The organism is Vibrio limimangrovi (assembly GCF_054064025.1).
In genome coordinates, this window is record NZ_JBSUGF010000008.1 from 378,071 (window position 1) to 391,643 (window position 13,573).

A 13,573-nucleotide genomic window follows, 5' to 3' on the forward strand; every position below is an offset into this window, starting at 1 on the left:
CCAAGTATTCCCGAAAAAATGGGAAGAGAGTATTGCGAGTTACAAAGTTCTTTGAAAAGAGAGCGTTTCTGCATTTTGGTAATCAACAGATGTAAAACATGGATAAATTAGACCAACCTAATTTATCCATGTGGAGTTTTTTGTGGCTTTATTTGGGCTTGGTTACATTGTTGGAACTTGTTGAGTAATACAGTGAATATTTCCGCCACCTAACAGGATTTCACGGGCATTGACTCCAACGAGAACATGCTCGGGGAAGGCTACTTCCAGTACGGTTCTGGCATCAGAGTCGGATTTTTCATCTAGCAAGGGATACACTACTTGTCCGTTGCTGATTAAAAAGTTTGCGTACGAGGCGGCGAGTCTTTCTCCTGCTTCGCGTTCCATCCCTTCACTTTGATCAATACCTACTGCTTCTTCCTCTGTCATATAAAGTGGTCCCGGCATTGGTAGTTTGTGCACCTTGATAGTTCGACCTTTTGCATCTTTTTGACTACTTAAGATATCCAAAGCTTCGCGACTGATTTGATATTGTGGATCACGTTCGTTGTCACACCATGTCAGTACCACCTCGCCAGGTTTCACGACATGCATAATGTTATCTACATGACCATTTGTTTCGTCGTTATAAAGTCCTCTAGGCAGCCAAATTACTTTTTCTACGCCAAGGAAGCTTTTCAGATGATGTTCAATATCAGCTTTACTTAATCCCGGATTGCGGCTTGGGTGCAGTAAACACTCTTCGGTTGTAAAGAGCGTACCGTCACCATCGGTATGTACCGAGCCACCCTCGAGTACAATAGGTGCTTGGTAAATATCATCTGCAGTAAGGTTGAGCATTTTACTCGCAACTGCATCGTCAAGATCCCAAGGAAAATAAAGTCCATCAACCAAACCACCCCAAGCGTTGAACTGCCAGTTAATACCTCTGCGAGTACCATTTTCATTGGTTACATAAGTGGCGCCTATGTCTCTCATCCAACAATCGTTATAGGACATTTCGACGACTTTGATATCTGCTGGAAGTCGAGCTCGGGCGTTGGCAAACTGAGAATGTTCAACCAGCATCACCACAGGCGTCGTTTTAGAAATAGCAATTGCAACATCAACAAAGGCTTTCTGAGCCGGTTTCCCACTGTATCGCCAGTTATCACTTCGTGTCGGCCAGGCCATCCATACTTCGTTATGAGGTTCGTGTTCACCGGGCATGCGAAAGTTTTCATTATACGGATACGAATAGATCGTTTTGCTCATGCTAATTCTCCCTTAACGATGCTGCTATTTAGGTGTTTTGCACGCAACAGCAGAACTTCACCAATAGCGAGCGTACCAACAACACCAACAAGAATTGGTAGTGTGTATTGCCAGTCAATGCTGCCGAAGATGATGTCAGGGAAAATGAACAACACGACAGCTTGGAGCACAATTATAAAGCAGATTGCGGTAATCACTTTTTGAACCCCAAGAGAGCCCGGTACTTTAAATGGGCGAGGTGTATGCGTATCAGCGATTCTGAGCTTAAGATAAGCAGGAAACATCAGCAGGTAAGGCATCAAAAATACACAGCTTGAAAACGCAAACATAGACCAAAACAGTTCTTCATTGCTATTCGCGAACATCGCATAGGTCAAAATCACTGAAGTGGAGATCAAACCGGTAATAATGTTAGCACCGACAGGTGTTGCGTATTTGAGTGACGTCTTGCCTACCATTGTCGGAAGTTCACCTTCGCGAGCTGACTCAGCCGCAGCACGGCTTGAGCCCATCGTCCAGCTGACCATGTTGCCAATAAAAGTGATAAGCGCAACTATGCCCAATGCGTATGTCATAAAGTGGCCAATAGCTCCGTCACCAAACAGAACTTTCAGGGTATCGATAATACCTGTGACCAATCCGACCTCTTCTGCTGGCAGAGCCATAAGAATGCCCAGAGTTCCGATTATATAAAGTAGGGCGGTTGTACCTATAGCTAGAAAAACAACTTTAGGCATCTGTTTTACGTCTTTCATTTCACGGGTCATCGTTGCAACCAGTTCAAAACCCATCAGGTTGAAAACAAGAGCCGGAAGGAAAGCAAAACCGGAGTCAAATGACGGCATCATAGAAGACAAACTAAAGTCGTTAGCCACTCCATTTTTTGCCGCATACATAAAGCCACCCACGCCTAATACAGAAATGATGATGACCTTTAGTACCGCACAGAAGTTTGTAATCAATACGCCTATATCTGTGGAGACGTTGCACACCCAGACCGTACCCCAAGTCAGCGCGACGCAGATCGCGACCTGAGCTGTGATGGATAGATCGGGAGCAAATAATTCTGAAAACATACCAGCAAACATGATGTATACCGCTGGCATCCATAGACCTACATTGACCCAATAGAACCATGTTGTACGGATTGCCCAGTTCGTACCAAACGCTCTTTTGACCCAATCGTAAATACCTCCTTCACCGGGATATGTCGAGCTTAACTCCGAAGTAATAAGCCCATATGGTAAGACGAAGATAACCAGAATCAAAGCCCACCATCCTAGTGAACTGACTCCTATAGCGGCTGATGCGGTCAATGTATCTACAACCAGAACAGCGCACAGACTAAATAAAGCAAGCGGTGTAATTCCCATCTTTACATCAGCCATAACATTAATCCTTTAATTGACCGTCTAAAGTAATCAGATGCTTGTAATGCTCAGGTCTTCTGTCTCTGAATAGGCCCCATGCGCTTCGTTGAAAAGCAATTTCATCTAAATCAAATTCATGAATAAGAACGCCTTCTGTTGTTCTGTCCGCCTTAGCCAGAATTTCACCTGTGTAATTAGCAATAAAGGAAGAGCCAAAGAAGGTGAGTTCCAAGTCTCGGAATTGTGCCTTCTCTGTTCCAATACGGTTTGATGCGATCACAGGAATTTGGTTAGCCGCCGCGTGCCCTTGCATTACACATTGCCAGTGAGGTTGTGAATCCAGTTCCGGTTGGCTTGGCTCGCTGCCGATTGCGGTTGGGAAGAAGAGAAGCTCGGCACCTTGCAACGCCATACTGCGCGCCGTTTCAGGGAACCATTGATCCCAGCAAATACCAACGCCGATTTTAGCGTAGCGAGTATTCCAGACTTTAAAGCCAGTATCGCCAGGGCTGAAATAGTATTTCTCCAGATAGCCATCGCTATCAGGGATGTGTGTTTTTCGATAGACACCTAGCAGTGAACCATCTGCATCGATCATTGCCAGAGAGTTAAATCTTACGTTTCCTGCTTTTTCAAACCAACTGAAAGGTAAAACGACCTCAAGTTCTCGTGCAAGTTTGGACATGCGTTGAAATGCTTCGTTTTCCTCAAGTACTGAAGCCAATTTGTGGTAAGACTCGTCGATTTCGATACAAAAATATGGCGTTTCAAACAACTCTTGAATAAGGATAATTTGCGCGCCTTTTGCTGCTGCTTCTCGGACTAGTCCTTCTGCTTTATTAACATTGTCACTGACGTCCCACGAACATGCCATCTGTGTTGCTGCTACGGTTACTTTTTTCATTACATTCCCTATATACGTTTTAACCTTTTCCCTATTTTTAATGTGATTTTTGTTATGATGGAAGTGCGATATTTTTATTATGATATGAAGGATTTCGATAACCTATGGATATGGACATCAATCAACTCCGGCTTCTGGTTGTACTGGAGAGGGAGAGAAACCTATCTAAAGCGGCTAGCAAACTGTTTATGAGCCAGTCCGCAGCGAGTCATGTTTTGTCTAAGCTTCGTACTCGCTTTGACAATCCACTATTTATAAAAACGAAAACGGGTATGGAGCCGACACCTTTAGTACATGCGCTATTACCCGACATACAGAAAGGGTTGAATTACATTGATATGGCTTTTGATAGAATGAAGCCTTTCAACCCCAAAGTAGATGCAAAAACCTTTTATATTGGTGCGATCGACTATTTCGAGTTTTACGCACTACCGAAATTGAGTAAAAGACTGGAATCAAAAGCGCCTAACGTTCGGATTGCGATAGATATTCTTTCTGAAAACATGCAGATGGAGCGGGTAGAACAAGGGCATATAGACCTAATTCTAGCGGTTGATGAGCTTCAGGTGATGCCCCGATACTACAACCGTTATCACTGGTTAACTGATCGTTATGTAGGGATCGTCTCGAAAAGTGCGAGCATACCAGACAAGCTGACATTAAAAAGGTTCGTATCCATGCCCCAGATTCACTTGCCGTTTATTAATAGTGGTGCTGACCCAATTGACCGATGGTTATATCAGCAGCATCAGTCACGACAAATATCTATGATTGTGCAAAGTTTTGCTGTGGGAGGTATGGTTACGGCTCAAACTAACAATTTGATGTGTGTTCCTTTAAGAATTGCAGAAGAGCTTGAGCAGATGCTACCTCTTAAAATTGTCGAATTGCCGAAAGGTGCTCCGGAATTGTCGTTAAGTATGTTTACACACCAGCTTTATGATAGTCAGGAGAGTATTCAGTGGTTAATCAAAGAGATAAATGCCTGTACCTAAATGAAAAATTACACTGTGTGTTTGTTTTCTTAACTCAAATATCAGCCGTTAATGTTGTTGAAGAGTGGTCGCTGGCTTAGGCGGCCACTGGCAATATATTTTAAACGGATTGGGTTTGGTCTCGGAATTGTTGCGGTGTAATACCCGCGTGGTTCTTAAAGGCAGCAAAAAAGGAACCTGGGTGCTTAAAGCCACTGTCATTCGCGATATTTTTGATTGGGTTTCGAGTGTTACTCAGCAACACTTTCGCATGGTTAATTCGCATAATAATCAAATACTGTTTTATCGAGACACTCAGCATATTTTTAAATAGTCCCATAGCGTATTTCGGATGCAGTTTCACATGAGCAGCGATGTCGTCGACTTTGATGTCTTTGTTGTGATTTTTAGCAATGTAATCGAGCATGAGCTGGACGTTTTTGTAGCCCGTATCATTTGGGTGGCGAGAGGAACCGTTACGCAAAAAGCTGAACATTTCGACATTATAGTCGAATGAGCAAAGGCGGCGTAACATTAACCAGACCTCGTCACTGACTATTCCACTTCTCACATTACTGTCACTGTGATAGCAGTTTAGCCAACGGTTACTTTCGGCAAGGCTGACAACCCCATCTATTTGAGACGTAATAACCCCGCCATGCATGACTTGCTGGACAAACTCTTGGGGTAACACCCAACCAAGAAATGCACTTAAAGGTATATTGATGATGCCAAGCAGAGCGTCTTCACTGACTTTACTCACTCGATGTGGCGTTACCGCCCAAAATACCGCCATTTCTCCGGCCGATATTTTCACGTTGGCATTATTAATCGCGTATTCGAGCGTTCCTTTATGCAATACATTGATTTCTATTTGCTGGTGCCAATGATAGTCCGCCATGTAAAAAGGTTTGCGCTGCTCAAAGCTCAACTCGGTGTCGACATCAATTAAAGGTGCTGAGCGCATATCATTGACTAAATAGCTGATGTTTTCAGACTGAAATACTTCTAATTTATGCATGTAAATTTGTCCAAATAGCGTTGATCGGGTGCCATAAAGTAAGTTTTCGAGACAAGACTATCAGATGGTGCTTATTTGAAATGTGATCTGTATTGGCTTTGTGGTCTTGTTTGTAGGGGGTTGTGAGGTTTTATGCTTGGTGTGGAATATGCCTTTTGGTTTCGCTTTTTATCTAAAGAGTCTTAAAAAGTAAGGTTTGGTGATGTGGGTGTTTTTTTCGATTTGATGACAAAAGAAGAGTCGTTTAATTTGATTGCAAGTTAATCGTTTGCCACATGTCGAGTAAGATGTAATGAAAGAAAAAAAATTAGTTGAGTTAAGCGGAACGGAGTCCCAACTTATTATTGAGGTTGGTGACTTTGCAGAAATTCTACACTGGGGTAAGAAGCTAAGTGGCGGCTTAGAAAACTTTCGCACAGCTTTGCATCGTCCGGTACCTCATGGACGCTTAGATAAAGACGTAGCCATGACAACGTTACCAGAACTTGGTCGTGGTGTATTTAGCAGCCCGGGCTTAGAAGGTCATCGCAATGGTCAGGACTGGGCGCCAGTATTCTTCTTAAAAGATATTCAACAAAGTGATACTCAAGTCAGTCTTGTAAGTGAAGATGAGCAGGCTGGACTACAACTGTTAACAGAGATTTGTTTAGATGAATTTGATGTGGTTAAAACACGTCACACATTAACTAACCTCAAGTCCGGGCAATATTTCGTTAATCGATTTGCGAACTCAATGCCGTTACCGGTTAGAGTCAAAGAATTGATGACATTCCACGGCCGTTGGGCAAGAGAGTTTCAAACACAGCGTCAACCGCTCCTTCACAACGGCTATCAGCAAGAGAACAGACGCGGCAGAACTTCCCATGAACATTATCCGGCAATGGTGGCTGGTACGTCTAATTTCAATGAGATACAAGGCGATGTTTGGGGATTCCATTTTGCATGGAGTGGTAACCACCGATTACGTGCAGATGTAAAAACGGATGGTCGTCGTGTGATGCAAGCTGAAGTGATCTATTTCCCTGGAGAAGTCGCGCTGGAAAAAGGGGAAAGCATTGCTACGCCATGGTTGTATGCAAGTTACAGTGAGAACGGACTTAACGAGATGAGCCATCACTTCCATTCGCATGTAAGGCACTCGATCATTGCTGAAGACTTTCAGAAGAAGTTGCGTCCGGTGCATTTGAATACATGGGAAGGGATCTATTTCGACCACGATCCTGAATACATCATGGAAATGGCCTCGCAAGCAGCAGAAATGGGTGTGGAGCGTTTTATCATTGATGACGGATGGTTCAGAGGTCGCGATGATGACTATGCGGCACTAGGGGATTGGTTCTTGGATGAGCGTAAATACCCAAATGGCCTTGAGCCAGTTGTCGATCACGTTAACGCGTTGGGTATGGAGTTTGGCTTGTGGTTTGAGCCAGAAATGATCAATAAAGACTCAGATTTATACCGCGAACATCCGGATTGGCTACTTGCTGTCGACGGTTATGATCAACCGACAGGCAGACATCAACATGTTATTGATTTGCAAAATGATGATGCGTTCAACTTCTTATACGAACGATTGGAACATTTTTTAAGCACCTACAATATTCGCTACATCAAGTGGGATATGAACCGAGAAATCGTTCAGCCTGCTCATAATGGCGTGGCCTCTGGACGCAAACAGACAGAACGTTACTACCAGTTGGTCGATAAGGTAAGAGCTAAATTCCCTCACGTCAGTATTGAGTCTTGCGCGGGTGGTGGTGGCCGTATTGATTACGAAATTTTGAAACGCACTGACCGTTTCTGGCCTTCTGATAATAATGATGCTCTTGAAAGACAAGGGATCCAACGTGGTATGAGTTACTTCTTCCCGCCAGAGGTGATGGGCAGCCATATTGGTTCTGATAAGTGTCATTGTACTCGCCGCCGTCATAGCATTGAGTTCCGTGGATTGACGGCACTGTTTGGTCATATGGGAATAGAGCTTGATCCGGTGAAAGAAGATAGCAATGAAAAAGCGAACTTTGCTCGTTATGTCGCTCTGCACAAACAATTACGTACGTTACTACACACAGGTAAAATGTGGCGAACACCTACTGACGATAACTCACATCAGGTTTTATCGGTAGTAGCAGAAGATCAATCTGAAGCGGTTGTTATGGTTGCTCAATTGGATATGCCAACACATTCACTAAGTGGCAACCTGAGAATATTAGGCTTGGATGATTCAGCAACTTACCGTATTTATGTTTTGGACGCGCCGGCAAATTACAACGACATTGTCGTATTCCAGCCGCCTTGGACTGAAGCTGGTTGCGAACTCAGTGGTGAGTGGTGCAAAGAGGTTGGTTTAAGCATGCCGCTACTCGACCCAGAAACTGCGATGTTAATTAAAGTCGAGAAGATAAATTGATTCGGTATCTCGGATAAATATAACGGCTTTGGCTATCAATGAAATGTCGTTGGTAGCCAATTATGCCGAAGACAAAGAACAGGGTAGTAACATGTCTAATCAAATAACGATAAAAACCAAAGCATCCTACGGACTTGCTGCATTAGGTAAAGATTTCGCCTGTGCACCTATTTATATTTTTTTAATGTTTTACTTTACCGATGTAGCGGGTCTCTCGGCAGGCTTTATCGGCACTATCTTTTTAGCGGCGAGAATAATCGACGCTGTGACAGACCCTATGATGGGGATGATAGTAGACAACACACGGTCGAAATTTGGAAAGTTCCGTCCATGGATTGTCATTGGAACACTTTTGAATGCCGTCGTTCTGATAGCTTTATTCCGCACTCACACGTTTGAGGGCACCCCCCTTTATATCTATGCCGCTGCGGCTTATATCTTATGGGGCTTAACGTACACCATCATGGATATTCCGTATTGGTCGATGATACCGGCACTATCCAGTTCCCGAGAGGAAAGAGAGAAATTAGTCATTTGGCCGCGTATGTTTGCCAGTCTCGCCTGGTTTCTAACTGGTACTTACGGCCTGACTATCATTGGCAAGTTAGGTAACGGTGATCAGGGTGAAGGTTTCTCCAATCTCGCAATGTTAATTGCTGTACTGTTTATTATGAGTGCATTCTTAGTCGCAAGAAATGTTAAAGAAAGTGTGACCGTTAATAAAACAACGGAAAAATTTAACTTAAAAGATGTGGCTAATATTTTAAAGTCTAATGACCAACTCAAAGTATTAATCAGTTCAGTATTGACGTTCCAGATTGCCAATATGATATTTGGTGGCTTCGCAATCTATTACTTCACTTATGCTTTGAATAATGCCGAATTGTTTTCTACCTATATGATGGTGTCAGGGATTGCTGAATTCATCGGTGTCGTTACTTTTCCTCGTATAGCAAGGTTATTACCTCGTAAAAATTTATGGCTCCTTGCATGTGGTCTGGCAGTTTTATCTTGCTTCCTGCTTTATGTAATGCGTGTCTTTATTCCTGGTAGCGTACTTTTGATAGCTATGGGAGCTGCCGCTAAATCATATGGTGTGGGTATTGTGAATGCACTTCAGACCGTAATGTTAGCTGATGTTGTCGACTATGGGGAGTATAAGTCAGGTCACCGAAGCGAGAGCGTCATTTTCTCAGTACAAACGATGTTGGTGAAGTTTGCAGGTGCAGCGGGCGGATTCGTTGTGGGTGTTGGCTTGTCATTTGTTGGGTATATTCCAAATGCAGTTCAAAGTAGCGAAACCATAGCAGGCTTGGAATTCATGATGATTGGCCTTCCGACGTTATTAATGATAGCCAGTGTCGTTGTTTACCGGAAGTTTTATCGCCTTCATGATGGCTTCGATAAAAATAAAATTGAAACTGCGATGGCACGATATGGGTTTAAAGTTCCAAGCATTGCTTAATAATTAAAAAGTAAGTTTATATTTCCATACTATTTAATCTTGTATGGAAGTTAAGGGATTTAATTATTAAATTCATCTCAATACAACATGTAAGTAATAAATAGTGATATTTGCTCTTCACTATAAATTGACTCTTTGATTAATTTTTATATTTAATTTTAATTCATATTAGTCATTGAAATTTATTCAGTAACGCAATCATTGTCTTTTTACGAAAGGGCGGGGTTTATATTCTCTAAATTCCATAACTTAATAAAAATAAATATAGGTAAAATCATGAATAGAACATTTAAACTATCTCTGGGCGCTGTCTGTGTATCATTTGCATTGTCGGCAACTGCTGGTGTGAATATCATTGATAATGAACTGGGCAATTTCTCGATTGCAGGTAACGTGGAATTGAACTTTAACTTCCGTGACCGTGAGTCAAACGCATCTGGTGACCAAGAGTTTAACCAGGACGGCCGTGTGCTCATTGAATTTGCAGGCGAAAAATATACTGATAAAGATTACTTTGTTGGTGTTAAGGCACAGCCACTATTTGAAAGCACAGGTAAGGTTGTATTAGATGATGCTTACTTTGAGTTTGGTAAAAAGGATGGCTGGGCGATCAAAGCCGGTCGTTTTGAGGGGGCAGATATGTTCCCTGTGGGTTTGGATGTATTCCTCGAATATTCGGGCGATACCTCAAATGACCTCTACACAGATGGTTGGGCATACACTTACCAAATGAAAGAAGCTCGTGGTCGTGGTTCTGATGGTCAATTGATGTATCACCAGCAGTTTGGCAACCTCTATGTTGAACTGGGTTCGATGATGGGCGACCGCTCTAACCTGTTTAGGGACGGTGTTGATGGTACTTATCATGGCCATGAAATCGATAAAAGCAAAGACTCATTCTTAATTCGTCCTCTTATCGCTTACGATTTAGGTCAATTCCGCATTGCCGCAGCGATGGAAACCAACTTAGTTTCTAATGCAGTTGTGGCCAATGGTGTCGATATCTCTGACCGCACAGGCTATGGTGTGACTGGTAACTGGTCTAACGATGGTTGGTCAGTTAACGTCAATGTCGCTTATCTAGACGCCGTCGATGAAACCAACTTTACTACAGGTGTAAACGCACTTTGGAATAACGTCGGCATTGGTTATGTGTATGCAGATAATGAATACGACAATAAAGAGCTTACGGGCTGGGTGGATGGCAAAGTTGAAGTGTCAACAATTTACGCATCTTATGCGTTCAGAGATGTATTAGACGTTCAAGATTTCTCTATCCTTCTAGGCTCATACTATACCTGTATTTCGAATAAGCTGACTCAGACCCAATCTGATGATTACTTCAAAGAAGATGATGATTTTGGTGCTCGAGTACGTCTGTTCTACGCGTTCTAAACTAACATAACCTTAGCCATAGTTAATACCAGCTTGGATATTAGCTATGGCTTGTTTACCTGTAGCCACAGCTTTCAACGAAAGTGAGACCGCAACGCCTCTCTATCACATTGCATTATTTATCTTGCTATTTATCTGCGCGTTAAGTGCTTATTTTTTACCTGCATGAATGTTGACCTTAATCATTCCATTCAGGCTTTTTCAACAATTCTCTTTAGCTCTGAATCTCACTCTAAATATCAGACATTTCCAGAATATGACTGCACCTATCGATGTGTATCAGTCTATTATTTTTATAACACAGAGCATGTATCTGGTTTGAGTAGGACAGTCTCTTATCTTGATAAATAGTGATGATAAACCTGACTATTCAAGATGAAATATAATGTGACCTGAGTAATGTTTTTATAGTGCTTAATGTCAAAAGGTAAGAATAAAAAGGTGACGTAAACACGGTTTGTAGGTATTGGATTGTACGACTACTTTGAGTCTATACACTTTATGGAATCGGTTTAGTCGTGGTTACTTGTGATTGTGTAAGGAATTAATTCATTTACTCTGGAAAAGTAAGAATTGGTGATGTGAGGGCAGAACTGGATTTGATGATAATTCAAGAGTCGGATAATTTGAATAAACAAAAAGAAATAACACGTACTCTACCATCCATATATTAAAGGACCGTGCATAATGAATTATAAGAAGCATCTATTAGGACTCTCAATTGTATGCATATGCTTTCCTGCATTATCGGAAACGCTGCCAGAAGGTGCGACGAAAATTCCGAAGGCTTCGGAAATACCAAATCGTTTATCTATTGAATATTTTTCTCCTGATCAAATTGTCGAGTTCAAAAAACTTGACCACTACTCTGAGCCTCAATGGCTCACCGATAATTACGTAAAAACCGGCAAATTGCCGCCAGTTGAACAACGTTTGCCTGATGTTCCAATGGTATTAAAAACGGCATCTATGCCTGACGGTCTTGGTGTTTACGGTGGTGTTCTTCGCCATGTTATTGGTGGCCGACCACAGGGCTGGAACTGGTCTGCTGCACACTCACAAGGCTGGGGAGGTATCAATTATACCGTGCAGCAATGTCTAACACGCACCGGTCCAATGTATCAGATTAAACCTGATGAATTAGAAGTGCTGCCGAACCTAGCTCAGAGCTGGGAATGGTCTGATGATGGTAAGGCGTTAACCATGCATCTGATTAAAGGCGCTAAATGGTCAGACGGTGAACCATTTACCTCGGAAGATGTACGCTTTTACTGGGAAGATACAGTTTTAGAGCCAAGAATCCCGTCGTTCTCTTCCCAAAACGCATTGGGTGAAGGGGCGACTCTAGAAATCGTTGACGAATACACCATTCGCTGGCATTTCGAGAAAGCGTTTCAAAATCAGGCTCTTTACAACATGGCATTTATGACATTTTGTCCAGGCCCTGCTCATATTCTGAAACCGCTTCATCCTAAATATAACAATAACGTCACGTTCGAGGATTTTAGCAACGCGTTACCTGCCAATGCAGTACCTACTGTAACGATGGGACCATGGGTACCAGTCAGTTACAAAGAAGATCAGATTATTGTGCTGCGCCGTAACCCTTACTACTGGAAAGTGGATGAAGCAGGTAACCAGCTGCCATATATCGATGAAATGCGCTACAAGCTTTCTACGTGGGAGTCTCGAACACTAGAAACCATGTCAGGCAGTGCGGATTTTTCCAATATGGAAAACCCACCGATATACATTGAAACGTTGCGCAAACTCGCTGCGCCTAATTCACCAACTCGAGCCATGTTTGGTCCGCGTAATCTGGCGTTCCAGATTCAGATGAACATGAACCCGACTTTATCTGTGAGTGATGACCGGGAAGGGGCCATTAGACAGTTAAATCGAGATCTCAAATTCCGCAAAGCGATTTCCCATGGCATAGACAGAAAAAGCCTAGGGCAAGCACTGGTTAAAGGTCCGTTTACTGCTGAATATGCGGGTGGCTTGCACCCTGAAACGGCATTTTACAGAGCAGATGACGTTGTTTATTACCCATACAATCCAAGCTTGTCTAAGCAATATTTAGCAGAGCTAGGGCTGGTTGATACTGACGGTAATGGTGTTGTGAACTTCCCCAAAGAGGTGAACAACGGTGATGACGTTGAGATTGTACTAAACAGTGGCAACGGCACGGCAGACGGTGTCTTCAATGAAAACCTGGTTTCTATGATGGCAGACATTGGTATCAAACTGATCCCAAGGTTACTCGATAGCGTTCAGGGTGACTCATCACGCGACGCAGCAGATTTTGACTGGCGTTTAAACCGTAGTGATAAAGAACTGATTGTTCCAATGCAACGAATGGAATGGTTAGCTCCAATCGCACAAAGTGGTCCGGTATGGCACAGAGGTACGGAGAATAACCCTCAGGTACTTCAGCCATTTGAAGAGAAGATGGTTGGCTTAGCTCATGAAATATTCGCTGAACGAGACACAGCAAAACAAGCGGATCTTATTGGTCAGTTAAACCATGAAATGACCAAAAATGTGTACCACGTCGGCTTGGTCGCCTATCCAGGGGCTTTACTCGTTAACAAGCGTATTAAGAACGTTCCTAACGCACCAATCACGGCATACCAGTGGGCTGAAGATGCAGTAATGCGCGAGCGTTTTTGGGTACCACAAGATCAGCAGCTAAAAGAACTGCAACCACACACTCTTCCTGAGTACAAGCTTGATACTAAGAAGTAATACAAGGATAAGGCGGGAAGCATCTCCCGCCT

The 13,573-nt window shown here is 42.9% G+C and carries 9 protein-coding genes; 5 read left to right on the plus strand and 4 right to left on the minus strand.

Going from position 1 to position 13,573, the window contains the following annotated elements:
• Positions 1-162: 162 nt before the first annotated feature.
• The 3 genes from aguA to aguB are packed head-to-tail and all read right to left on the minus strand — an operon-like array spanning position 163 to position 3,528.
• Complete coding sequence (gene aguA / locus ACWYU8_RS12525; protein WP_457519885.1) at positions 163-1,254, minus strand: agmatine deiminase; 1,092 nt, start codon at positions 1,252-1,254, stop codon at positions 163-165.
• Positions 1,251-2,642, minus strand: coding sequence for an APC family permease (locus ACWYU8_RS12530; RefSeq protein ID WP_457519886.1), 1,392 nt, complete (start codon positions 2,640-2,642; stop codon positions 1,251-1,253). The genes aguA and ACWYU8_RS12530 overlap by 4 nt, the downstream gene beginning before the upstream one ends.
• A gap of 4 nt (positions 2,643-2,646) precedes the next feature.
• Positions 2,647-3,528, minus strand: a complete 882-nt coding sequence (aguB, locus tag ACWYU8_RS12535; protein ID WP_457519887.1) for an N-carbamoylputrescine amidase — start codon at positions 3,526-3,528, stop codon at positions 2,647-2,649.
• Positions 3,529-3,632: 104 nt separating this feature from the next.
• Here aguB and ACWYU8_RS12540 point away from each other — a divergent pair, with 104 nt between their 5' ends.
• Positions 3,633-4,523, plus strand: coding sequence for a LysR family transcriptional regulator (locus tag ACWYU8_RS12540; protein ID WP_457519888.1), 891 nt, complete (start codon positions 3,633-3,635; stop codon positions 4,521-4,523).
• Positions 4,524-4,623: 100 nt separating this feature from the next.
• Here ACWYU8_RS12540 and ACWYU8_RS12545 read toward each other — a convergent pair whose 3' ends face one another.
• Positions 4,624-5,523: a helix-turn-helix domain-containing protein gene (locus tag ACWYU8_RS12545; RefSeq protein WP_457519889.1), complete on the minus strand. Its 900-nt coding sequence runs from the start codon at positions 5,521-5,523 to the stop codon at positions 4,624-4,626.
• Between the two features lie 292 nt (positions 5,524-5,815).
• Between ACWYU8_RS12545 and ACWYU8_RS12550 the strand changes: the two genes are divergently transcribed.
• The 4 genes from ACWYU8_RS12550 (at position 5,816) to ACWYU8_RS12565 (ending at position 13,541) form a co-directional block, all read left to right on the plus strand.
• Positions 5,816-7,933, plus strand: a complete 2,118-nt coding sequence (locus ACWYU8_RS12550) for an alpha-galactosidase (protein ID WP_457519890.1) — start codon at positions 5,816-5,818, stop codon at positions 7,931-7,933.
• Between the two features lie 91 nt (positions 7,934-8,024).
• Positions 8,025-9,398 (plus strand): melibiose:sodium transporter MelB, encoded by a 1,374-nt coding sequence (melB, locus tag ACWYU8_RS12555; RefSeq protein WP_457519891.1) that lies wholly within the window; start codon positions 8,025-8,027, stop codon positions 9,396-9,398.
• 276 nt (positions 9,399-9,674) lie between these two features.
• Positions 9,675-10,793: a carbohydrate porin gene (locus ACWYU8_RS12560; protein ID WP_457519892.1), complete on the plus strand. Its 1,119-nt coding sequence runs from the start codon at positions 9,675-9,677 to the stop codon at positions 10,791-10,793.
• A 687-nt stretch (positions 10,794-11,480) separates the two neighbouring features.
• Positions 11,481-13,541 (plus strand): ABC transporter substrate-binding protein, encoded by a 2,061-nt coding sequence (locus ACWYU8_RS12565; RefSeq protein ID WP_457519893.1) that lies wholly within the window; start codon positions 11,481-11,483, stop codon positions 13,539-13,541.
• The last annotated feature ends 32 nt before the right edge of the window (positions 13,542-13,573 follow it).

What these genes read in the sequence shown, in the direction of transcription:
- aguA (WP_457519885.1), bottom strand. Translation starts at nt 1,254, where the DNA reads ATGAGCAAAACGATCTATTCGTATCCGTATAATGAAAACTTTCGCATG.
- ACWYU8_RS12530 (WP_457519886.1), bottom strand. Translation starts at nt 2,642, where the DNA reads ATGGCTGATGTAAAGATGGGAATTACACCGCTTGCTTTATTTAGTCTG.
- aguB (WP_457519887.1), bottom strand. Translation starts at nt 3,528, where the DNA reads ATGAAAAAAGTAACCGTAGCAGCAACACAGATGGCATGTTCGTGGGAC.
- ACWYU8_RS12540 (WP_457519888.1), top strand. Translation starts at nt 3,633, where the DNA reads ATGGATATGGACATCAATCAACTCCGGCTTCTGGTTGTACTGGAGAGG.
- ACWYU8_RS12545 (WP_457519889.1), bottom strand. Translation starts at nt 5,523, where the DNA reads ATGCATAAATTAGAAGTATTTCAGTCTGAAAACATCAGCTATTTAGTC.
- ACWYU8_RS12550 (WP_457519890.1), top strand. Translation starts at nt 5,816, where the DNA reads ATGAAAGAAAAAAAATTAGTTGAGTTAAGCGGAACGGAGTCCCAACTT.
- melB (WP_457519891.1), top strand. Translation starts at nt 8,025, where the DNA reads ATGTCTAATCAAATAACGATAAAAACCAAAGCATCCTACGGACTTGCT.
- ACWYU8_RS12560 (WP_457519892.1), top strand. Translation starts at nt 9,675, where the DNA reads ATGAATAGAACATTTAAACTATCTCTGGGCGCTGTCTGTGTATCATTT.
- ACWYU8_RS12565 (WP_457519893.1), top strand. Translation starts at nt 11,481, where the DNA reads ATGAATTATAAGAAGCATCTATTAGGACTCTCAATTGTATGCATATGC.